General features: G+C 65.0%; 18 protein-coding genes. 4 read left to right on the top strand and 14 right to left on the bottom strand.

Features of this window, described 5'->3' with window-relative positions:
• Window positions 1–19 precede the first annotated feature (19 nt).
• Together metC and VSX77_RS08260 are read left to right on the top strand one after the other, a co-directional pair.
• Window positions 20–1,225 carry a cystathionine beta-lyase gene (gene metC / locus VSX77_RS08265; protein WP_338427160.1) on the top strand — a complete coding sequence of 402 codons (1,206 nt, stop codon included), beginning with the start codon at window positions 20–22 and terminating at the stop codon, window positions 1,223–1,225.
• A complete protein-coding gene (locus VSX77_RS08260) occupies window positions 1,222–2,172 on the top strand; it encodes a mechanosensitive ion channel family protein (RefSeq protein ID WP_338427159.1) in 951 nt (316 codons plus the stop codon). The genes metC and VSX77_RS08260 overlap by 4 nt, the downstream gene beginning before the upstream one ends.
• Here VSX77_RS08260 and ppa read toward each other — a convergent pair.
• The 9 genes from ppa to VSX77_RS08215 form a co-directional block, all read right to left on the bottom strand.
• Window positions 2,169–2,705 (bottom strand): inorganic diphosphatase, encoded by a 537-nt coding sequence (ppa, locus tag VSX77_RS08255; protein WP_338427158.1) that lies wholly within the window; start codon window positions 2,703–2,705, stop codon window positions 2,169–2,171. The two genes, VSX77_RS08260 and ppa, sit on opposite strands and share 4 nt — an antisense overlap.
• Before the next feature lie 70 nt (window positions 2,706–2,775).
• Window positions 2,776–3,651, bottom strand: coding sequence for a 3-hydroxyisobutyrate dehydrogenase (gene mmsB, locus VSX77_RS08250; RefSeq protein ID WP_338427157.1), 876 nt, complete (start codon window positions 3,649–3,651; stop codon window positions 2,776–2,778).
• A gap of 148 nt (window positions 3,652–3,799) precedes the next feature.
• The gene (locus VSX77_RS08245) at window positions 3,800–4,582 is read right to left on the bottom strand and encodes an enoyl-CoA hydratase-related protein (protein WP_338427156.1); all 783 of its coding nucleotides are present in this window, start codon (window positions 4,580–4,582) and stop codon (window positions 3,800–3,802) included.
• Between the two features lie 14 nt (window positions 4,583–4,596).
• On the bottom strand, window positions 4,597–4,941 hold the full coding sequence (locus tag VSX77_RS08240) for a YunG family protein (RefSeq protein WP_338427155.1): 345 nt from the start codon (window positions 4,939–4,941) through the stop codon (window positions 4,597–4,599).
• Complete coding sequence (locus VSX77_RS08235) at window positions 4,938–5,981, bottom strand: enoyl-CoA hydratase/isomerase family protein (RefSeq protein WP_338427154.1); 1,044 nt, start codon at window positions 5,979–5,981, stop codon at window positions 4,938–4,940. The genes VSX77_RS08240 and VSX77_RS08235 overlap by 4 nt, the downstream gene beginning before the upstream one ends.
• Window positions 5,978–7,123, bottom strand: a complete 1,146-nt coding sequence (locus VSX77_RS08230) for an acyl-CoA dehydrogenase family protein (RefSeq protein WP_338427153.1) — start codon at window positions 7,121–7,123, stop codon at window positions 5,978–5,980. The genes VSX77_RS08235 and VSX77_RS08230 overlap by 4 nt, the downstream gene beginning before the upstream one ends.
• 60 nt (window positions 7,124–7,183) lie before the next feature.
• On the bottom strand, window positions 7,184–7,486 hold the full coding sequence (locus tag VSX77_RS08225) for an I78 family peptidase inhibitor (RefSeq protein ID WP_338427152.1): 303 nt from the start codon (window positions 7,484–7,486) through the stop codon (window positions 7,184–7,186).
• Between the two features lie 25 nt (window positions 7,487–7,511).
• The gene (locus VSX77_RS08220; protein ID WP_338427151.1) at window positions 7,512–8,036 is read right to left on the bottom strand and encodes a hypothetical protein; all 525 of its coding nucleotides are present in this window, start codon (window positions 8,034–8,036) and stop codon (window positions 7,512–7,514) included.
• Window positions 8,037–8,100: 64 nt separating this feature from the next.
• The gene (locus VSX77_RS08215) at window positions 8,101–9,597 is read right to left on the bottom strand and encodes a CoA-acylating methylmalonate-semialdehyde dehydrogenase (RefSeq protein WP_338427150.1); all 1,497 of its coding nucleotides are present in this window, start codon (window positions 9,595–9,597) and stop codon (window positions 8,101–8,103) included.
• Window positions 9,598–9,696: 99 nt separating this feature from the next.
• Between VSX77_RS08215 and VSX77_RS08210 the strand changes: the two genes are divergently transcribed.
• On the top strand, window positions 9,697–10,584 hold the full coding sequence (locus VSX77_RS08210; protein ID WP_338427241.1) for a LysR family transcriptional regulator: 888 nt from the start codon (window positions 9,697–9,699) through the stop codon (window positions 10,582–10,584).
• Window positions 10,585–10,698: 114 nt separating this feature from the next.
• On the opposite strand, the gene VSX77_RS08205 is transcribed toward VSX77_RS08210, so the two are convergent.
• From VSX77_RS08205 to VSX77_RS08190, 4 genes are read right to left on the bottom strand one after another with little or no spacing between them, the layout of a single operon-like run.
• Complete coding sequence (locus VSX77_RS08205; protein ID WP_338427149.1) at window positions 10,699–12,021, bottom strand: mannitol dehydrogenase family protein; 1,323 nt, start codon at window positions 12,019–12,021, stop codon at window positions 10,699–10,701.
• Window positions 12,018–13,430 carry a glucuronate isomerase gene (gene uxaC / locus VSX77_RS08200; RefSeq protein ID WP_338427240.1) on the bottom strand — a complete coding sequence of 471 codons (1,413 nt, stop codon included), beginning with the start codon at window positions 13,428–13,430 and terminating at the stop codon, window positions 12,018–12,020. Before uxaC ends, VSX77_RS08205 begins: the two co-directional genes overlap by 4 nt.
• Before the next feature lie 4 nt (window positions 13,431–13,434).
• Entirely contained in the window at window positions 13,435–14,742 is a 1,308-nt protein-coding gene (locus VSX77_RS08195; RefSeq protein WP_338427148.1) for an MFS transporter, read from the bottom strand.
• Between the two features lie 22 nt (window positions 14,743–14,764).
• Window positions 14,765–15,547 carry a 2-keto-4-pentenoate hydratase gene (locus VSX77_RS08190; protein WP_338427147.1) on the bottom strand — a complete coding sequence of 261 codons (783 nt, stop codon included), beginning with the start codon at window positions 15,545–15,547 and terminating at the stop codon, window positions 14,765–14,767.
• A 43-nt stretch (window positions 15,548–15,590) separates the two neighbouring features.
• Between VSX77_RS08190 and VSX77_RS08185 the strand changes: the two genes are divergently transcribed.
• Complete coding sequence (locus tag VSX77_RS08185; RefSeq protein ID WP_338427146.1) at window positions 15,591–17,093, top strand: UxaA family hydrolase; 1,503 nt, start codon at window positions 15,591–15,593, stop codon at window positions 17,091–17,093.
• On the opposite strand, the gene VSX77_RS08180 is transcribed toward VSX77_RS08185, so the two are convergent.
• Window positions 17,090–18,595 carry a family 43 glycosylhydrolase gene (locus VSX77_RS08180; protein WP_338427239.1) on the bottom strand — a complete coding sequence of 502 codons (1,506 nt, stop codon included), beginning with the start codon at window positions 18,593–18,595 and terminating at the stop codon, window positions 17,090–17,092. The genes VSX77_RS08185 and VSX77_RS08180 overlap by 4 nt on opposite strands.
• Window positions 18,596–18,658 lie beyond the last annotated feature (63 nt).

The following is an 18,658-nucleotide window of genomic DNA, read 5'->3' as shown; positions in this document are numbered from 1 at the left end:
CTTCGCTAACAAGGCGGGGATGAGCAAGAATGACGATGACAGCCTCCGCCCCGCGACACGGATGGTGCAGGGCGGGCGGCGGCCCGAATGGACGGGCGATCCGCGGCTGGGCGGGGGCGTTGTCAACCCGCCCGTCTGGCGCGCTTCGACCATCCTTTACGACAGCATCGCCGACCTGAAGGCGCGCGGCCACGCAACGCACGACAAGCTGTATTACGGGCGCCGCGGAACGCCGACGGTGTGGGCGCTCGCCGACGCGCTGACCGCGATGGAGCCGGGGGCCGAAGGGACGTTGCTCTATCCTTCGGGGGTCGCGGCCAATTCGGCGGGGCTGCTCGCGCTGTTGTCGCCGGGCGATCATCTGCTGATGGTCGACAGCGCCTATGAGCCGACGCGCGCCTTTTGCGACGGCATGCTCGCGCGGCTGGGCGTGACGACGACCTATTATGATCCGCTCGTGGGTGCAGGCATTGCCGAGCTGATCCGACCCGAGACGCGGCTGATCTTCCTCGAATCGCCGGGAAGCCTGACCTTCGAAGTGCAGGATGTGCCCGCGATCACCCGCGTCGCGCGCGCGCGCGGTGTGCTGACGATGATCGACAATACCTGGGCGACGCCGCTGCTGTTCCCCGCGCTAGCGCACGGCGTCGATGTCGCGATGATGAGCCTTACCAAATATGTCGGCGGGCACAGCGACGCGATGATGGGCTCGCTCACCGCGACGCGCGCCGTGTGGCCGAAGCTGCGCAGTGCCGCCTATCAGCTGGGCCAGTCGGTTTCGCCCGACGACTGCGCGCTGATGCTGCGCGGGCTGCGCACGCTCGACGTGCGGATGCAGCGGCATGGCGAAAACGGGCTGGCGGTCGCGAAGTGGCTCGCTGGACGCGCCGAGGTCGGCCGCGTGCTCCACCCTGCGCTGGCGGGCGATCCGGGCCATGCGATCTGGTCGCGCGATTTTGCGGGCACCAGCGGGCTCTTCGGCTTCACGCTGAAGGGCGCCGACGAGGGCGCGCGGACGCGTTTCGTTGATTCACTCTCGCATTTCGGCATCGGCTTCAGCTGGGGCGGCTATGAAAGCCTGATCGTACCCGCCGACCCGGCAAGCCTTCGCACCGCGACACGCTGGAGCGACCCCGACCCGCTCGTCCGCGTGTCGATCGGGCTCGAAGATCCCGCCGACCTGATCGCCGATCTGGAGCGCGGTTTCGCCGCGATGGCGGCATGAGCGTCGACGCCACGCTGCGCGGCGGTTTCGAGAGCGCCGTGGCGACGATGAAGGCCATCGGGCTCGACGTCGGCTCCTATCGCCTGTCGCTTTACGGCATCTTCTCCGCGATCGTCGTTGCTGTTCTGCTGTACATCGCAGTGCGGATCGCGATGCGCGCGATCAAATGGCTGCTGCGGCGCAACCGCCAGATCGACGATGCGCAGCGTCTGCTCACCGAAAAACTGATCGCGATCGCGCTGTTCACGCTCGCCATGTTGTTCGGCATCGATCTGCTGGGGATCGACCTGACCGCGCTGACCGTCTTTTCGGGCGCCGCGGGTCTGGCGATCGGGTTCGGGCTGCAAAAGACGGTCGGCAACCTGATCGCGGGCATCATTCTGCTGATGGACCGGTCGATCCAGCCGGGCGACGTGATCGTCGTCGGCGACGGAAGCGTGATGGGCGGCTCGTCGCTGCCCGGCGGCATTCCCAATGTCGGCCGGGTGGCGAAGATCGGCGTGCGGGCCGTCAACGTCATCACCCGCGACGGCAAGAAGCACCTGATTCCCAATGAGCTGCTGATGACGCAGCCTGTCGAAAACTGGAGCTATTCAAGCCGCGAAGTGCGCGTGCGGATGCGCATCCCCGTTCCCTATGAATGCGACCTGCGCCTCGCGCAAAGGCTGATCATCGAAACCGCCAGCGAAAATCCGCGTATCCTTGCGAGCCCGGAACCCGCCGTCTGGATCACCGCCTTCGGCGAACGTGCCGTCGAGCACGAACTGCGATACTGGATTTCAGATCCCGAGGCAGGGCTGGGCAATATTCAGGGCGAGGTTTTCCTTGGGATATGGGACAAGTTTCAGGCGGCGGCGATCCGCATCCCCTATCCGCGGGCCGATGTCCATGTGTCGCCGGGGCGGGAGGCCATTCCGGCCGGGCGCCCGTTTGACGTCGCCGATTAAAATCCTGCCTTTTTCGCGCGTTCGACGCATTCGACGATGATGCGCTTGGCCTCGTCGACATCGCCCCACCCGTTGAGCTTCGCCCATTTGCCGGGCTCCAGATCCTTGTAATGGGTGAAGAAATGCTCGATCTGTTGCAGCACGATCGGCGGCATGTCGGTGTAGCTTGCGACATCCTTGTAATAGGGGAAGGTCTTGTTGACCGGCACGCAGAGCAGCTTCTCGTCGCCGCCGGCATCATCCTCCATCATCAGTACACCGATCGGACGGCATTTGACCACCGCCCCCGCGACGATCGGCGAGCGCGCGACAACCAACGCGTCCAACGGGTCGCCATCGTCGCCGAGCGTGTGCGGGATAAAGCCGTAATTGGCGGGGTAGCGCATCGGCGTGTGCAGGAAACGGTCGACGAACAGCGCGCCCGACGCCTTGTCGAACTCATATTTCACCGGCTCGCCGCCGATCGGCACTTCGATCAGGACGTTGAGGCTGTCGGGCGGGCTGTCGCCCGCCGGGATGAGGTCGATACGCATGGGAGAAGTCCTGTCTTTTCTTGATTCGCGCGCGGCCTTAACCCCGGTGGACGCGCCAAGTCGAGACCAATCAACCCTGAAGCGTGCGGATGATTGCCGAAAAGTCGCGGCCGTCTTTGTCCGCCTCGACAAATGCTTCATAAAGCTCGCGCGCCTTGCTGCCCATCGGCACGTCCGCATCGACGCTCGCGGCGGCCTCCATGGCGAGGCGAAGATCCTTGAGCATCAGCGCCGCGGCGAACCCGCCCTTATAATCATTGTCGGCAGGCGTCGTTGGTCCGACGCCGGGTAGCGGCGCGTAGCTGGTGAGCGACCAGCATTGCCCCGAGGACACGCTGGCGATGTCGAAGAATTTTTGCGGATCGAGCCCGAGTTTCTGGGCGAGCGCCAGCGTCTCGCACGTCGCGACCATCGACGCGCCGAGCAGCATATTGTTGCAGATCTTCGCCGCCTGCCCCGCGCCCGCATCGCCCGCGTGGATCACCGCCTTGCCCATTTTGGCGAGGATCGGTTCGGCGCGCGCAAAGCCTTCAGCGGTGCCGCCGACCATGAAGGTCAGCGTTCCCGCATTGGCCGCAGCGATGCCGCCCGACACGGGCGCGTCGACCGCAACGAGACCCTTCGCGGTCGCGGCTTCGATATTGGCGCGCGCGGTCGCGACGTCGATCGTCGAGCAGTCGAGGAGCAGCGTGCCGGGCGCAGCGTTCGGAAAGACGTCATTTTCATAAACGCCCGCGACATGCTTACCCGCAGGGAGCATTGTCACCACCGCTTCGGCGCCGGTCACGGCTTCGGCGGCGGACAAGGCGCGAGTGCAGCCCGCTTCGACCGCGCGCGCGAGCGCCTCTTCGCTGAGGTCGAAGGCGCGAACCTCATGCCCCGCCTTCGCGAGGTTCGCGGCCATCCCGCCGCCCATATTGCCCAGTCCGATAAAGGCGATTTTCATGCTGTTCTCCTTAACCTAGGAAAGATTGAGTATCCCCGCGAAGGCGGGGATCCATCATCCGGCGGTGCAAAATGGCTCTGGCGTGTGATGGGCCCCCGCCTGCGCGGGGGCACAGGGTTTTATTAGGCGGTCGGCTTCGTTACGACGTTCACCGCCCCTTCCACACGCCTTCGCGCTTTTCGATGAAGGCGGCCATACCTTCGGCCTTGTCCTCGGTCGCGGCGAGGATCTGGAACAGGCGGCGTTCGTAGATAAGCCCCTGGTCGAGCGTCGTTTCGAATGCGGCGTTGACCATATCCTTGTTCACCATCGCGGCCATCGGCGGCATCGCGGCGATCGTCGTCGCGGTCTTCACCGCTTCGTCGACGAGGCTTTCGTGCTGGACGACGCGCGCGACGAGGCCCGAACGCTCGGCCTCCTCGGCGTCCATCATCCGGCCGGTCAGGCACATCTCCATCGCCTTGGCCTTGCCGATCGCGCGCGTCAGCCGCTGCGATCCACCCATGCCCGGCGCGACGCCGAGCTTGATTTCGGGCTGGCCAAACTTCGCCTTGTCCGACGCGATGATGAAATCGGCCATCATTGCGAGCTCACAGCCGCCGCCGAGCGCGAAGCCGTTGACCGCGGCGATCCACGGCTTCCTTATCTTCTTCACGAAATCGCTCGTCCATTTCGAGAAAAAATCTTCGAGGTAGAAATCAGCGGCGGGCTTGTCGGCCATTTCCTTGATATCGGCGCCCGCGGCAAACGCCTTGTCGCCCGATCCGGTGAGCACCGCGCAGCGCTGGCTGTCGTCGGCTTCAAACGCCCCGAAGGCGGCGATGAGGTCGTCCAGCACCTTCGAATTGAGCGCGTTCAGCGCCTGCGGGCGGTTGAGCGTCACCAGTGTGACGGCGCCGCGCGTTTCGACGAGGAGGGTTTCGTAGGTCATGGTCTTGTCCTGTATCAGCGGTTGGCATCGATATTGCGCAGCAGCGCATCGAGTTGCGCCGGGGTGGCATGTTCGTGCGCCTCGTTGGTCGAGGTCAGCCGGTTGTCATAGGGAATGGGCTCGTCGAACTGGTCGGCCGCGAGATCCCAGTAGCGCCCGTCGATCCGGTTGTAGAAATGCGTGCCGCCCTTCGTCGCGGTCTTCACGATGTCACCGCCGAAATGATGATGTACGGCAAGCGCGGTGACTGCGCACTGGTTGCGGCAAGGGTTCGCAGGGTCGAACGGATCGGATATCGTCTCCGCCGACCAGCTTTGTTTTACCGCGTGATAAAGCGCGACCGGATCGGCAAAGCTCATAGCGGCGTCCATTTTTCGTTTTCAGGAAGCGGCGCAAATATCGCGTCGATCCAGTCGTCGGTCACCGCCTCCGGCGTCGGCGGATCCCATTTCGGGCTGTTGTCCTTGTCGATAATCAGCGCACGGACGCCTTCGATGAAGTCGTGCATCTGAACGACGCGGCTGCCGATGGCATATTCCTGAACCATCTGAGCCGCGAAGTCGTGCATCTCGCCGCCTTCTTTCAGCTGACGCAGCGCGACCTTGCACGTCTGCGGGCTTTTGGTGCCGAGCATGTCGCGCTGCTTTGTCGCCCAGTCGCCGCCGTCGGCGTCCAGCGCCGCGAGAATCTCCTCATAGGTGTCGCTGGCGAACAGCCGGTTGATCTTGTCGATGTGCAGGGTGATGTCGGCGGGCGGCGCGGTGACCGACAGCTCGCCCAAAATACCCCCGATGCGGTCGGGGTGCGCGGCGACGCGTTCCTTCGCTTCGGCGAGCTTTTCCGAGGGCAGATAATGCGTCGCGAGGCCGAGCGCGAGGCATTCGGCGCCGTCGAGCCGCGCGCCGGTCAGCGCGAGGAACACCCCGACGCGCCCCTCGAGCCGCGGCAGATACCAGCCGCCGCCGACATCGGGGAACAGGCCGATCCCGGTTTCGGGCATCGCAAAACGCGTGTGTTCGGTCGCGACGCGATATTTGGCGGGCTGCGAAATGCCCACCCCGCCGCCCATGGTGATGCCATCCATGAAGGCAACGACAGGCTTGGGGTAGGTGAAGAGCAGATGGTTGAGGCGATATTCGGTGTGGAAGAACGTCCGCGCCTCCTCGCCGTCCTTCGCCCCGCTTTCCGCGAGCATCCGTATGTCGCCGCCGGCACAGAAGCCGCGGCCTTCGCTATGGTCGATGATGACGGCTTCGACCGCATCGTCCGCGCGCCATTTCAGCAGCGCGTCGATCATCGCCTGACACATGGCGAGGTTCAGCGCGTGGATCGCCTTGGGGCGGTTGAGCGACAGGCGGCCGACGCGGCCATCGACGCTGACAAGGACATCTTCCGTCATTGGCGCAGCAAATCCCTTCCGACGATCATCCGCATCACCTGGTTGGTGCCCTCAAGGATCGAATGGACGCGGAGATCGCGCCAGAAACGTTCGATCGGATAATCCTTCAAATAGCCGTAGCCGCCGAACAGCTGGAGCGCGTCGTTGACGATCTTGCTGCCACTGTCGGTCGCAAGCCGTTTCGCCATCGCTGAGAAACGCGATTTGTCGGGCGCATTCGCAGTGACCTTGGCCGCCGCCATGTAAAGCAGCGCGCGTGCGGCCTCGAGATCGGTCGCCATGTCGGCGAGCATGAACTGCGTATTCTGGAAATCGGCGATCGGCTGGCCGAACTGCTGGCGGTCCTTGGTATAGGCGATCGCCTCGTCGAGGCAGCGCTGCGCTCCGCCGAGCGAGCAGGCGCCGATGTTGAGCCGCCCGCCGTCTAGCCCCGCCATCGCGAAGCGAAAACCGTCGCCCTCCGCGCCGACCAGATTTTCGACGGGCACGCGGCAATCTTCGAAGATCACCTGCGCGGTGGGCGACGCATTCCAGCCGAGCTTCTTTTCTGGCGCGCCGAAGCTGAGTCCCGGCGTATCCTTTTCGACGACAAGGCAGGAAATGCCCTTCGACTTCTCCTCGCCGGTGCGGACCATGCAGACATAGATGTCGTTGACACCCGCGCCGGAGATGAACTGCTTCGTACCGTTGAGCACATAATGGTCGCCGTCCTTCTTCGCGGTCGTCTTGAGCGCCGCAGCGTCGGACCCCGAACCGGGCTCGGTCAGGCAATAGCTCGCGATCTTTTCCATGCTGACGAGGGCAGGCAGGAACCGTTCCTTGATGGCAGCCCCGCCGAAGCGGTCGATCATCCACGCCGCCATATTGTGGATCGAGACATAGGCGCTGGTCGCAGGACAGCCATAGGCCATCGCCTCCATGATCAGCGCCGCCTCCAACCGTCCGAGCCCGATGCCTCCCGATTCTTCAGCAACGTAAATCGCGCCGAAGCCGAGTTCGCCCGCCGCTTTCCAAACGTCGACGGGATAATGACTCTTTTCGTCCCACTCTGCCGCGAAGGGTGTGATGCGATCGGCAGTGAATTTGCGCGCCATGTCCTGAATGGCAAGCTGGTCGTCGGTAAGCTGGAACTGGTCGGTCATATCTCTTCTCTGCCGTCATGATGACGAAAATCAGCATCGATTGCCGATGCCGCCCGGCCGTCAGCCACAGGTAACCTGCGTGATTTTCGACGCGTCGTCATACATGATGTTCACGCGGTCCTGGCGGTAGTCCATCGTCATCGCCGAACGCGGCGGACCCCAGCGGAGCGTGCGCGCGCCGGTAGCTTTGAGGATCGCGGCGCCGACATCGGACGTCGCGGTCTGGCCGACGTAGCTTTGCGCGGCATCGGCGTTGCACGTCATTTCGCCGGGCGGCGGCGGGGTCGATTCGGCGGGCGCCTCGCTGCTCATGCAAGCGGCGAGCGGCAGGGCGGCGGCGATAGCCAGCAGGCGAACGTCCATGGTGAGTCTCCCTTTCAAAATGCGGTCATCCGGCGCAGCGCGTATAGCGCATCGCGCCCGCAGCGGCACCCTCGCCCGTATCGCGGCGCACGAGCGTCTTGCCGCCGTCCACGAGCGTGAGCGTTATCCGCCGATCCCATTGCTCGCCTTCGCCGCTGAAGCGGTAATCGGCGACGATGCGGTTCGCATCGCTTTCCTGCACGCGTGCGAGTTCGCCGTGCGATTCGTAGAAGCGCAAATCGGTGGCATCGATGGTTAGTGCGGTGAGGTCGGTACCCTTCTTTGCCGTGCAATCGGGGGCTTTCAGCGCCCAGCGTCCACGGATTGCGGCCGGGATCGTGTCACCGCCGCTGCGAGTCCCGGACGCGTCCGGTGCGGAGACTTCGGCATCGACATCAGCATCGGCGACCGACGGTTCGGCGAGCGCCGGGCGCTCGGCCTTTTGCACCGGGCTGATCGCGGCGCTGTCCTCGGGCCCCCTATCCTCATCCTGCCCGCCGCTGCACGCGGCTAGCATCAGGATCGCCGCCGGCATTATCCTTCGCATCATCGTCCTTCTCCTTCGCTGGGAGAAATGTCCGACCCGGCGCATGGGTTTCATCGGCGTTTGCCGATCAACCCATGGTCGGGATGACAAAGGCGTTGCCGCCATCGGGCGATCCATCGGGCCAGCGCGCGGTGATGGTTTTCACCTTGGTCCAGAATTTGACGCCTTCCATGCCGTGCTGGTTGGTGTCGCCGAACGCCGAGCGTTTCCAGCCGCCGAACGTGTGGTAGGCGACCGGTACGGGGATCGGCACGTTGATGCCGACCATGCCCACCTGCACACGCGCAGCGAATTCGCGCGCGGCGTGACCGTTGCGCGTGAAGATGGCGACGCCGTTGCCATATTGGTGCTTGCTGGGCAGTTCGAGCGCGGTTTCGAAATCTGGCGCGCGAACAATCTGCAGCACGGGGCCGAAGATTTCTTCCTTGTAGCTTTCCATGTCGGGCGTGACATGATCGAACAGCGTCGGGCCAACGAAGAACCCCTTTTCATGTCCCTGCAAGGTGAAGCCGCGGCCATCGACGACCAGCTCGGCGCCTTCGTCGGCGCATTTGGCGATCCAGCCTTCGACCTTTTCCTTGTGCGCCTGCGTCACCACTGGGCCGTAATGCGCCTCAGCATCGGTCGAAACGCCGACGCGCAGCGCCTCGATCGCCGGGATCAGTTTTTCGCGCAGGCGATTGGCAGTATCCTCGCCGACGGGGACGACGACGGGCAGCGCCATGCAGCGTTCGCCCGCCGAGCCGAAGGCGGCGCCGGTCAGGTCGTTCACCACCTGATCGAGGTCGGCGTCGGGCATGACGATGCCATGATTCTTGGCGCCACCCATCGCCTGCACGCGCTTGCCGTTCGCGACGCCGCGGTTGTAGACATAGTGGGCGATGTCCGACGATCCGACGAAGCTGACCGCGCCGATGTCGGGATGGTCGAGGATCGCATCGACCATTTCCTTGTCGCCATGGACGGTCTGGAAGATGCCCTCGGGCATCCCCGCTTCGAGAAACAGCTCCGACAGGCGCACGGGCACCGAGGGGTCGCGCTCGCTGGGTTTCAGGATGAAGGCGTTGCCCGTCGCGGTCGCGACGCCGCCCATCCACAGCGGGATCATCGCAGGGAAGTTGAACGGCGTGATCCCCGCGCCGATGCCGACCGGCTGGCGCATCGAATAGACGTCGATGCCGGGGCCTGCGCCCTGCGTATATTCGCCCTTCAGCACATGCGGGATGCCGCAGCAGAATTCGATGACCTCGAGCCCGCGCTGGATGTCGCCCTTCGAATCGGCGATCACCTTGCCATGTTCGGCCGACAGCATTTCGGCGAGCTGGTTCATATTGGCTTCGACGAGGCGCTTGAATTCGAACATCACGCGCGCGCGGCGCTGCGGATTGGTCGCGGCCCACGCGGGCTGTGCCGCCTTTGCCGCCGCCACCGCGCGGTCGAGGATCGCGCGATCACCGAGCGCGACCTGCGCCTGGACGCCGCCATTATTGGGGTCGAGGACGTCGCTGAAGCGGCCCGAACCCTGTACGCCGCCGCCGGCAATATGATGGTCGATCTGTCGCATAGCTGTGAGTCTCCCAAAAGATGTTGCCGCTGCAACAGACTAATCGGGGCGCGATTGCAAGGGATAGACTTGCAGCATAATCCTGCATATTCGCAGCATATGGACTGGGACAGGCTGCAATATTTCCTGATGGTCGCGCGCCACGGCACGCTCGCGCGCGCCGCGGCGGCGCTGCATGTCGATGCGACGACGGTGAGCCGTCATGTCAGCGCGCTCGAAGCGGCGCTCCAGCAGACCTTGTTCGAACGTGCGCCGATGGGTTTCGTTCTGACTGCCGCGGGCCGGGCGCTCGTCCCGCACGCCGAAGCGATGGCGGCGGCGGCGGCACGCATCCATTCCGCGCGCGAAGGCGGGTCGGCGCTGTCGGGACAATTGCGCGTGAGCGTGTCCGAAGGCTTCGGCAACAGTTTCATCGCGCCGCGGCTCGGGGGCTTCGTCGCGGCGCATCCCGAGCTTGAGATCGACCTTGTTGCCTCCTCGGGTTTCCTCAATCCGTCGCGGCGCGAGGCCGATATGGCGGTGCTGCTCGCGCGGCCGCGCAAGGGTCCACTGATCACGCGCAAGCTCGCCGACTATAGCCTCGGCCTCTATGCCCCCGCCGACCGGCCCGACTGGCAGGCTGCGGTCGCCGCCATGCCGCTGTCGCGCGCAGACATTCCGGTGATCGGCTATATTCCCGACATCCTCTACGCGCCCGAGCTCGATTATCTGGGCGAGATCGAACCGGGGCTTCGCGCCACCGTACGCTCGTCGAGCATACTTGCACAGCGTCGGATGATCGCGGGTGGCGCAGGGGTCGGCGTGCTGCCCTGCTTCCTCGCGAGCGGCGATCCGGCGCTGGTCCGCGTACGGGGCGAACAGACGATCGCGCGCGCCTTCTGGCTGGCCCTCCACCGCGACGTCGCCCCGCAGCCGCGGATCAGGGCGTTTATCGACTGGCTGGATGCCGAGGTGCGCGAGAGTCGGGGGTTGCTGGTGCCGGGTTAGCGCGCTCCCTAAACCCGTTCGTGCTGAGCTTGTCGAAGCACCGTTCTTCTTTTCGACGTCGCAAAGAAAGGACGGCCCTTCGACAAGCTCAGGGCGAACGGAACTCAAATGGCCTCAGCCTTGCGGCCGCCATTCCGACGCGATCAGGCCGCCTTCGCCGAACAATTTTGCCACCGCGTCCTGGCCCGCCACCGCTTCGCGCAACCTGTCCGCCAGCGGATCGTCGATCGCATGATCGCTCCGCAGAAAGGCAATCCAAGCCGCAATCGCCGCTTCCAGCGAGGGACAGCGCGCCCCGTGCGCCTGATGCCACGCCAGTGTTTCCAGCCAGCGCTGCGGGATCTTCTGGCTGCCGTCCATCGCGATCTGGATCAGCCGGTGGTCGAGCGCCGGATTGGCGAAACGGTCGAGCAAGGCATCGGCATAGGCGCCAAGATCCTGCCCAGGCGCGGCGTCGATCGTCGACGCGGCTTCTTCGCGCATCAGCCGCTCGATCACCGGGCGGATGTCGGGATCGGCGATCGCCTGATGGACAAACTCATGCCCGCGCCCCAGCCCGATATAGGCGAGCGCCGAATGCGCGCCGTTGAGCATCCTGAGCTTCGCAGTCTCATAAGGCGCGACATCGGCGACCAGTTCGGCCCCGACCGCTTCCCAGCACGGGCGCGGACCGGCGAAATCATCCTCGATCACCCACTGGCTAAAGCCCTCGGTGACGACGGCGCCCTCGTCGCGCGCGCCGAGCGCGGCTTCGACCGCGGCGCGGTCGGCGTCGGTGGTCGCGGGAACGATGCGGTCGATCATCGTCGCGGGGCAGCGGCATTCGGTGTCGAACCAGTCGACTAGGTCGGGGTGTTCGGCGGCGAGATATTGCTGCATCAGCCGCCGCAGCACGGCGCCGTTTTTCGCCAGATTGTCACAGCTGAGCAAGGTCAGCCCGCCGAGCCCCGCCGCCTTGCGCCCGGCAAAGCCCGCGGCGAGGAAATGATAGAGGCTCGTCGGCGCTCTCGCCGCATCAAGGTCGAGCGACCCGTCAGGGCGGCGTAGATAACCCTTTTCGGTCACGGTAAGGCTGACGATATGCGTTGCCGGTGCGGCGATGGCGTCAATCACCGCCTGCGGGTAGTCAGTCGCGACCAGCACCGTTCGAACCGCCCCCACGACGCGAATCTGGCCGTCCTCCGCACTGCGGCTGCTGACCGTGTAAAGCCCGCCCTGCGGGTTCAACTGCGCCGCGACGTCGCCCGAACGCAGAGACACGCCGATGATGCCCCAGTCGCGGTCGCCCGCGTTCATCGCGTCGTCGGTATAGACCGCCTGATGCGCGCGGTGGAACGCGCCGATGCCGATATGGACGATGCCTGCGGCCTGCGCGCCGCGGTCGTAGCCCGGCGTCTCCACCGACGCCGGAAGCACCGTCTCGGGGCCGAGCCTCACAGCTTGTACGCGGCCTTGGCGAGATTGTAGCTGAGGTCGGCCGCGAGTTCGGCTGCTTCCCATTCCTCAAGTCGATGTTCGGCAACAAGCTGCGCCAGAAAGCCGCAGTCGATGCGCCGTGCGACATCGTGCCGCGCGGGGATCGACAGGAAAGCGCGCGTGTCGTCGTTGAAGCCGACTGTGTTGTAGAAGCCCGCGGTCTCGGTCGTCTGCGAGCGAAACCGCCGCATCCCTTCGGGGCTGTCGTGGAACCACCAGGCGGGGCCGAGCTTCAGCGCCGGATAATGGCCCGCAAGCGGCGCCAGTTCGCGCGCGTAGCTCGTCTCGTCGAGCGTGAAGAGGATGATCGTCAGCGCAGCTTCATTGCCATATTTGCCGAGCAGCGGACGCAGGGCGTGGACATAGTCGGTCGCCATCGGAATGTCGGCGCCCTTGTCGCGGCCATAGTTGGCGAACAGCCAGGGATTGTGATTGCGGAACGCGCCGGGGTGAATCTGCATGACGAGGCCGTCGTCGAGGCTCATCCCCGCCATCACCGTCAGCATATGCGCGCGGAACAGCTCGGCATCGGCAGCGCTGACTTCAGCGCCGGTGACGCGCGCGAACAAGGCCTCGGCCTCGGCGTCCGACAGGTCAGCGGTCGCCGCGGTCGGGTGGCCGTGATCGGTCGAGGTCGCCCCCATGCTGGCGAAGAAGGCGCGGCGATTGCGGTGCGCGGCAAAATAGCCCGCATAGCTGAACGCATCTTCGCCCGACAGTTCCGAGAAGCGCGCGAGATTGTCGCGGAAGCCCTCGAATTCGGGATCGACGACGGGATCGGGACGATAGGCGGTGATGACGCGCCCGCGCCATTCGCCGCGGGCATTGGCGGCGCGGATCACGGCGTGATGCTCCAGCGTGTCGAGCGGGCTTTCGGTCGTCGCGATCACTTCGATCCCGAAACGGTCGAACAGCGCGCGCGGGCGAAAGGCGTCGGTCGCCAGCGCTTCGGTGATGCGGTCGTAATAGAGGTCCGACGTCTCGGCCGAAAATTGCACATCGATCCCGAAGGCTTCGGCAAACACCCAGTCCATCCACATCCGCGACGGGGTTCCCCGGAACAGATGGTAATTCTCCGCGAACAGGCGCCAGCTTTCGCGCGGGTCGGCGTCGCGATTGCCGATACCCAGTTCGTCCAGCGAAATGTCCTGCGAATAGAGCATCCGGAACACATAATGGTCGGGATGGAGCAACAGCTCGGCCGCATTGCCGAAGGATGCGTTGCCCGCAAACCAGCTCGGATCGGTGTGCCCGTGCGGGCTGACGATCGGCAGGCCCGCGACCTCCTTGTATAGCCGGCGCGCGATGTCGCGCTGCGCCGGGTCGGACGGAAAGAGGCGGTCAGGCGACAAGTGCAGCGGACGCGGCATGGCGCTATTTTGCATCTTCCACGCCGACCGGCGCGAGGCGCGGGCTGAGGATATGGACTGCAAGCACGGCAAGGAAATAAACGGTGGTGCAGGCGGCGAAGATGAGCGTGTAATTGCCCCCCGTCGCATCGAGCACGAGCCCGGTCGACTTCGCCATGATCATGCCGCCGACGCCGCCCATGAAGCCGCCGAGTCCGATCACCGAACCGACCGCGCGTTTCGGGAACATGTCAGGCGGGATCGACAGAATCGTCGACGAAAAGGCCTGGTGCCCCGCCAGTGCGATGCCGATGAGCACCACTGCGAGCCACATATTATCCAGACCCGTGACGAACAACAGCGGCAACACGCACAATCCCGCGCCGATCATCGTTACCTTGCGCGCGAAATTGACGCTGTGCCCGGTCTGGATAAGTTTCGAGGACGCCCAGCCACCAAGGATGCTGCCGACGTCGGACAGCAGATACATGACGATCATCGGCAGCAGCACGATCTTGAGATCGACGTCATAGGTCGAGCTGAAATATTTGGGCAGCCAGAAGAGCATCAGGAACCAGACGGGATCGGTCAGGAATTTCGCGATGGCAAAAGCCCAGGCCTCACGCTTGGTGACGATCTTTCCCCAGCCGATGCGCTCGACCTTCTCGGGCGGGTCATGCTCGATCCATGCGAGTTCGGCCTCACTGACCTTACCGCTCTCGCGCGGATTACTGTACAGCCAGAGCCACAGAATCAGCAGGACGACGCCGAAGGCGCCGGTATAGATAAAGGTTTCGCGCCAGTCGAAGCCAAGCACGCGCATGAACAGCGCGACTGTCGGTGCGGTCAGGATGACGCCAATCGTCGTCGCGCTGTTGACCCAGCCGATCGCATAGGAGCGTTCCTTTTGCGGGAACCACTCGCTCGATGCGCGAACGACCGACGGGAAATGCCCCGCTTCGCCAACACCCAGCACGACACGCGCGAGCATGAAGGAGACGACCGACGAGGCAAAGCCATGCGCGACATGGCCGATCGTCCAGATCGAAATGGCGATCGCATAGCCGACCTTGGGACCGAAGCGATCTATCAGCCAGCCCATGAGCAGGAAGCCGAGCGCGTAGGCGGCCTGGAAAGCGGTGACGATGTTCCCATAGTCGTTCTCGCTCCACCCGAGCTCGTCGCCTAGCGTCGGCGCGAGCAGGCCGAGCATCGTGCGGTCGATATAGTTGACGGTGGTCGCGGCGAACAGCACCGCGACGATCATCCAGCGATAGCGACCCGTACGGGGCACCGGCACCGCCGCACCTGTGTCTGCGATTGCCTGTGCCATCCTGCTCTCCCGTGTTTGGCTTCTAATAGCTTGTGATCGTGCAGCCGACGCGGATTTTTCCGTCGAACAGCGCTTCGGCCCGCTGGCCCGGCCGAACCTCGTGGATACCGGTGATCGCGCCCGCCGACACCCAGGTGCCGGGCGCAATCGCGATGCCGCGCGCGCGCAATATGTCGATCAGGAACAGCGCCGATCCGAACGGCCCATCGAGCATCGCCTCCATCGTCGCGGCGCCGACGCGCGCGCCATCGACGAACATCTCGACGGGCATGTGGATAAGGTCGGCGCCCTGCCAGCCGGGGATCGACGGGCCGAGGATCAGCCCCTTGTTGTTACCATAGTCGGACGCGGTCACCGCGGGGCCATGGCGGTTGATGTCGGGAAAAGGCGAGCTCGCGATCTCGATGCCCGTCCGGACGTCGGCGATGCACTGCTTCACGCTGTCGATGTCATAGTCGCGCGCGCCGACCTCGCCCAGGCAGAGCAGCACCTCGGCCTCGGCCGCGGCGAAGCCGTCGGCATAGACGGGCATCGCCGGATCAGCCGCGGCATCGAAAATTTCATCGGCGAAAATCGGGCCGGTTAGGCGGTTGCCGCCAAAGCGATCGACGAGTTCGGGAGCGATTCGCCCGACCTTCCACCCGCCGACGCGCCGCCCGTCGAGAGCGATCGCGCGATCCTGGATCGCATAAGCCTCCGCCATCGTTTGCGGCATCGCGCCCGGATAGACGGTAAGCGGTGTCTTTCCCGCACGCGCGTCGATAAATGCGCGCGCCACATTTTCCTGATCGACTGTTGCCGCCATTTTTCTCATTTCCCTCTTCCGCGAAGCGGTGTAAGAGACACCGGTGTCAATAGCAAGCGAATATCCGATTAATGTCGCGATCCGTGTCGCTGACGGCGACAATGTCGCGACTGCCATTGCCGACATTGCGGCGGGCGAGCCGCTGTTCGCCGATGAGGAGGTTCGCGCCGCGGCGACAGTGCCGCGCGGACACAAAATCGCGCTTGCGCCGATCGCGTGCGGCGCGCCGGTCGTCAAATATGGCTTTCCGATCGGGCGCGCGACCGCCGACATCGCGCCGGGCGAATATGTTCACAGCCACAACCTCGCGACGGCACTCGGCGGCGAGGAGGATTATCATTATGCGCCGCCGCCGGTTCGCGCCGTACCCGCCGCCGAAGCACCGGGCTTTCGGGGATATGTCCGCGCCGACGGCCGGGTCGGGACGCGCAACGAAATCTGGGTGCTGCCGACCGTCGGCTGCGTCGGCAATCTGGCCGCGCGCATTGCGCGGATCGCAGGTCAGCGCCACGCCGGGCGCGTCGACGGCGTCCATGCCTTCAAGCATCCCTTCGGCTGCTCGCAGCTTGGCGATGACTTGGGCCACACGCGCGGCTTGCTGGCCGCGCTGGCCCAGCACCCCAATGCGGGCGGGGTGCTGATCGTCGGGCTGGGGTGCGAGAGCAACCAGCTTGACGCTTTGCTCGACCTGATTCCCGCCGATCGACGCGCGCATATTCGCACGCTGTCCGCGCAGGCGGTCGAGGATGACGAGGCCGCATGCCTCGCGCTCGTCGATGAATTAGTCCAGGGTTGCGGTGGCATGGCACGGACCGACGTGCCGTTGTCGCAGCTGGTGCTGGGGGTAAAATGCGGCGGTTCGGACGGCCTCTCGGGCCTGACCGCCAACCCGCTCGTCGGGCGCATGGCCGATGCGGTCGCGGGGGCGGGCGGCAAGGTGGTACTGACCGAGATTCCCGAAATCTTCGGCGCCGAACAGATATTGATGGACCGCGCGGTGTCGCGCGCGGTGTTCGACGACACGGTGGCGCTGGTCGATGATTTCAAGCAATATTTCATCCGCCACGGCGAACCGGTGAGCGAGAACCCCTCGCCCGGCAATATCGCCGGCGGCATCACCACGCTGGAGGAAAAATCGCTGGGTGCGGTGCAGAAGGGCGGGCAGGTGCCGCTCGTCGATGTGCAGCGCTATGGTGGCGAAGCGCGCGTGCCGGGCCTGACGCTGCTCGAAGCGCCCGGCAACGACGCCGTCTCTTCGACCGCGCTGACCGCGGCGGGCGCGACGATCATCCTGTTCACCACCGGACGCGGCACCCCGCTCGGCTTTCCGGCACCGACGCTGAAGATCGCATCGAACAGCGACCTCGCGGCGCGCAAGGCGGGATGGATCGACTTCGACGCGGGGCAAGTGCTCGAGAGCGGCTTCGATCAGTCGGCCGGTGCCCTGCTCGATCTGATCGCCGCCGCCGCTTCGGGCGTCCCGACCAAGGCCGAGCGCAATGAGGAGCGCGACATCGCAATCTGGAAATCGGGCGTGACGCTTTAATCGAGCGCGCGGAAGACGAAATTGCGAAAGCGCGCTTCGCCAGCGCCCGCCGAATAGAGGCCGGGGCGCAACATCAGGAAACCGCCGCGCACATTATGGTGGTATCCCGACACTTCCATCCCGCGGTCGAAACGCACCCACGTCTTTCCGCCGTCGCCGCTGGTGTCATAGGTGACGATATGCCGGTCGTTGGTGACGCGCATCCGCATCCGTGTCCCATGCGGGTTGACCGGCCGCGCGCGCTCGATGCCATATTGGTGCGTGACGAAGCGGTCGCCGTCGAAGCCGAGCCCGCAATAGAGTTTCTCGTCATAGAAAAGGATCAGCCCGGCGGTGCCGCCGGGCGCAATCTCGATATCGCATTCGAAGCGATATGCCTGATCGCCAGCAATCAGCAGCAGCGGCGATGAATCGACCGGCGCCTTGCCGCGCGCCGCCAGCATCAGCGCCCCGTCCTCGACGCGCGCGCGGCGGCTTTCATCGGGCGCGGGTTTGAAGAAATTCCACTTGGCGCCGAGCGCGAGCGATGAAAAATCGTCGGACAACGCCATTCCGTGCGGCCCCATTATACTGCCGCCTTTTGGCTTGGCGATCGGCTGCGATAAATCGCCACCGGTCATACGCAGCCAGCCGTCATCGGTCCATTCGACTGGGTCGAGCAATGCCTGTCGCCCGAGGGTCCAATAACCATTTTCATAGCCGTGATAGACCGCCCACCAGTCGCCCGCCGGCCCCTCGACCAGCGTCGCATGACCGCGCGACCACCATTTTTCGGCCGCCGACACGGTGCGGACAAGCGGGTTCGCGGGGCAATTTTCCCACGGCCCATGGATCGATTTCGAGCGCGCGGCGATCACCATATGCCCCGTCGGCGGGCCCGCAGTGCCGCCGACCGCGGTGATCATGTAATAATAATCGCCGCGCCGCGTGATCTTTGGTCCCTCGGGCGCGAACCCCTCCACCGCCCAGTCGGTGGGGTAGCGCCACGGATCATAGACATGTTCGGGTTCGCCGATGCGGTTCAGGCCATCGTCCGACAGCCGCACCCGGTCGCCGCCCGACAGGAACAGCCAGCGCGACCCGTCCTCGCCGACGGCATGGCCGGGGTCGATATGACTGGGCAGGTGCAGATCGACCGGATCGCTCCACGGCCCCTCGATCCGGTCGGCCCAGATCACCCAGCTCGTGTTCGGGCCTTTCGTGGGAATGTAGAGGAAGTAACGCCCCTCATGCTTCACCAGTTCGGGTGCCCAGACCGAGCCGATATTCTTGTGCAGCGCGGGCCCAACCGGCCGCCAGTTCACCAAATCGCGCGAATGCCAGATGACCAGTCCCGGATAGGAGTCGAAAGTTGAAAAGGTCATGTAATAATCGGCGCCGTCCTTCAGGATCGAAGGATCGGGATGGTCGCCCGCCATGATCGGATTGAGGAAGCGCCCGTCACCAAGGTCGGCGACACGCTGGCCGTCGAAGCCCCGGGCCCACGCCGGCGCCGGAGCCATCCGCCCGAAGGCGACCGGCGCCGCGAAACCCGAAAGCCCCGTGGCGACAAGGCCCGTCCCGGC

Origin of the sequence: Sphingopyxis sp. TUF1 (assembly GCF_036687315.1) — a bacterium.
In the GTDB taxonomy this organism is placed as follows: domain Bacteria; phylum Pseudomonadota; class Alphaproteobacteria; order Sphingomonadales; family Sphingomonadaceae; genus Sphingopyxis; species Sphingopyxis kveilinensis.
Note: the sequence above shows the minus strand (reverse complement) of the source record. Positions and strands in the feature narration are given on the sequence as shown.

Excerpts from the sequence above, each read along its gene's own strand:
- VSX77_RS08240 (WP_338427155.1), bottom strand. The coding sequence starts at position 4,941 with ATGAGCTTTGCCGATCCGGTCGCGCTTTATCACGCGGTAAAACAAAGC.
- VSX77_RS08180 (WP_338427239.1), bottom strand. The coding sequence starts at position 18,595 with ATGGCTCCGGCGCCGGCGTGGGCCCGGGGCTTCGACGGCCAGCGTGTC.
- VSX77_RS08195 (WP_338427148.1), bottom strand. The coding sequence starts at position 14,742 with ATGGCACAGGCAATCGCAGACACAGGTGCGGCGGTGCCGGTGCCCCGT.
- VSX77_RS08210 (WP_338427241.1), top strand. The coding sequence starts at position 9,697 with ATGGACTGGGACAGGCTGCAATATTTCCTGATGGTCGCGCGCCACGGC.
- VSX77_RS08245 (WP_338427156.1), bottom strand. The coding sequence starts at position 4,582 with ATGACCTACGAAACCCTCCTCGTCGAAACGCGCGGCGCCGTCACACTG.
- ppa (WP_338427158.1), bottom strand. The coding sequence starts at position 2,705 with ATGCGTATCGACCTCATCCCGGCGGGCGACAGCCCGCCCGACAGCCTC.
- VSX77_RS08260 (WP_338427159.1), top strand. The coding sequence starts at position 1,222 with ATGAGCGTCGACGCCACGCTGCGCGGCGGTTTCGAGAGCGCCGTGGCG.
- VSX77_RS08225 (WP_338427152.1), bottom strand. The coding sequence starts at position 7,486 with ATGGACGTTCGCCTGCTGGCTATCGCCGCCGCCCTGCCGCTCGCCGCT.
- uxaC (WP_338427240.1), bottom strand. The coding sequence starts at position 13,430 with ATGCCGCGTCCGCTGCACTTGTCGCCTGACCGCCTCTTTCCGTCCGAC.
- mmsB (WP_338427157.1), bottom strand. The coding sequence starts at position 3,651 with ATGAAAATCGCCTTTATCGGACTGGGCAATATGGGCGGCGGGATGGCC.
- VSX77_RS08190 (WP_338427147.1), bottom strand. The coding sequence starts at position 15,547 with ATGGCGGCAACAGTCGATCAGGAAAATGTGGCGCGCGCATTTATCGAC.
- metC (WP_338427160.1), top strand. The coding sequence starts at position 20 with ATGAGCAAGAATGACGATGACAGCCTCCGCCCCGCGACACGGATGGTG.
- VSX77_RS08215 (WP_338427150.1), bottom strand. The coding sequence starts at position 9,597 with ATGCGACAGATCGACCATCATATTGCCGGCGGCGGCGTACAGGGTTCG.
- VSX77_RS08235 (WP_338427154.1), bottom strand. The coding sequence starts at position 5,981 with ATGACGGAAGATGTCCTTGTCAGCGTCGATGGCCGCGTCGGCCGCCTG.
- VSX77_RS08220 (WP_338427151.1), bottom strand. The coding sequence starts at position 8,036 with ATGATGCGAAGGATAATGCCGGCGGCGATCCTGATGCTAGCCGCGTGC.
- VSX77_RS08230 (WP_338427153.1), bottom strand. The coding sequence starts at position 7,123 with ATGACCGACCAGTTCCAGCTTACCGACGACCAGCTTGCCATTCAGGAC.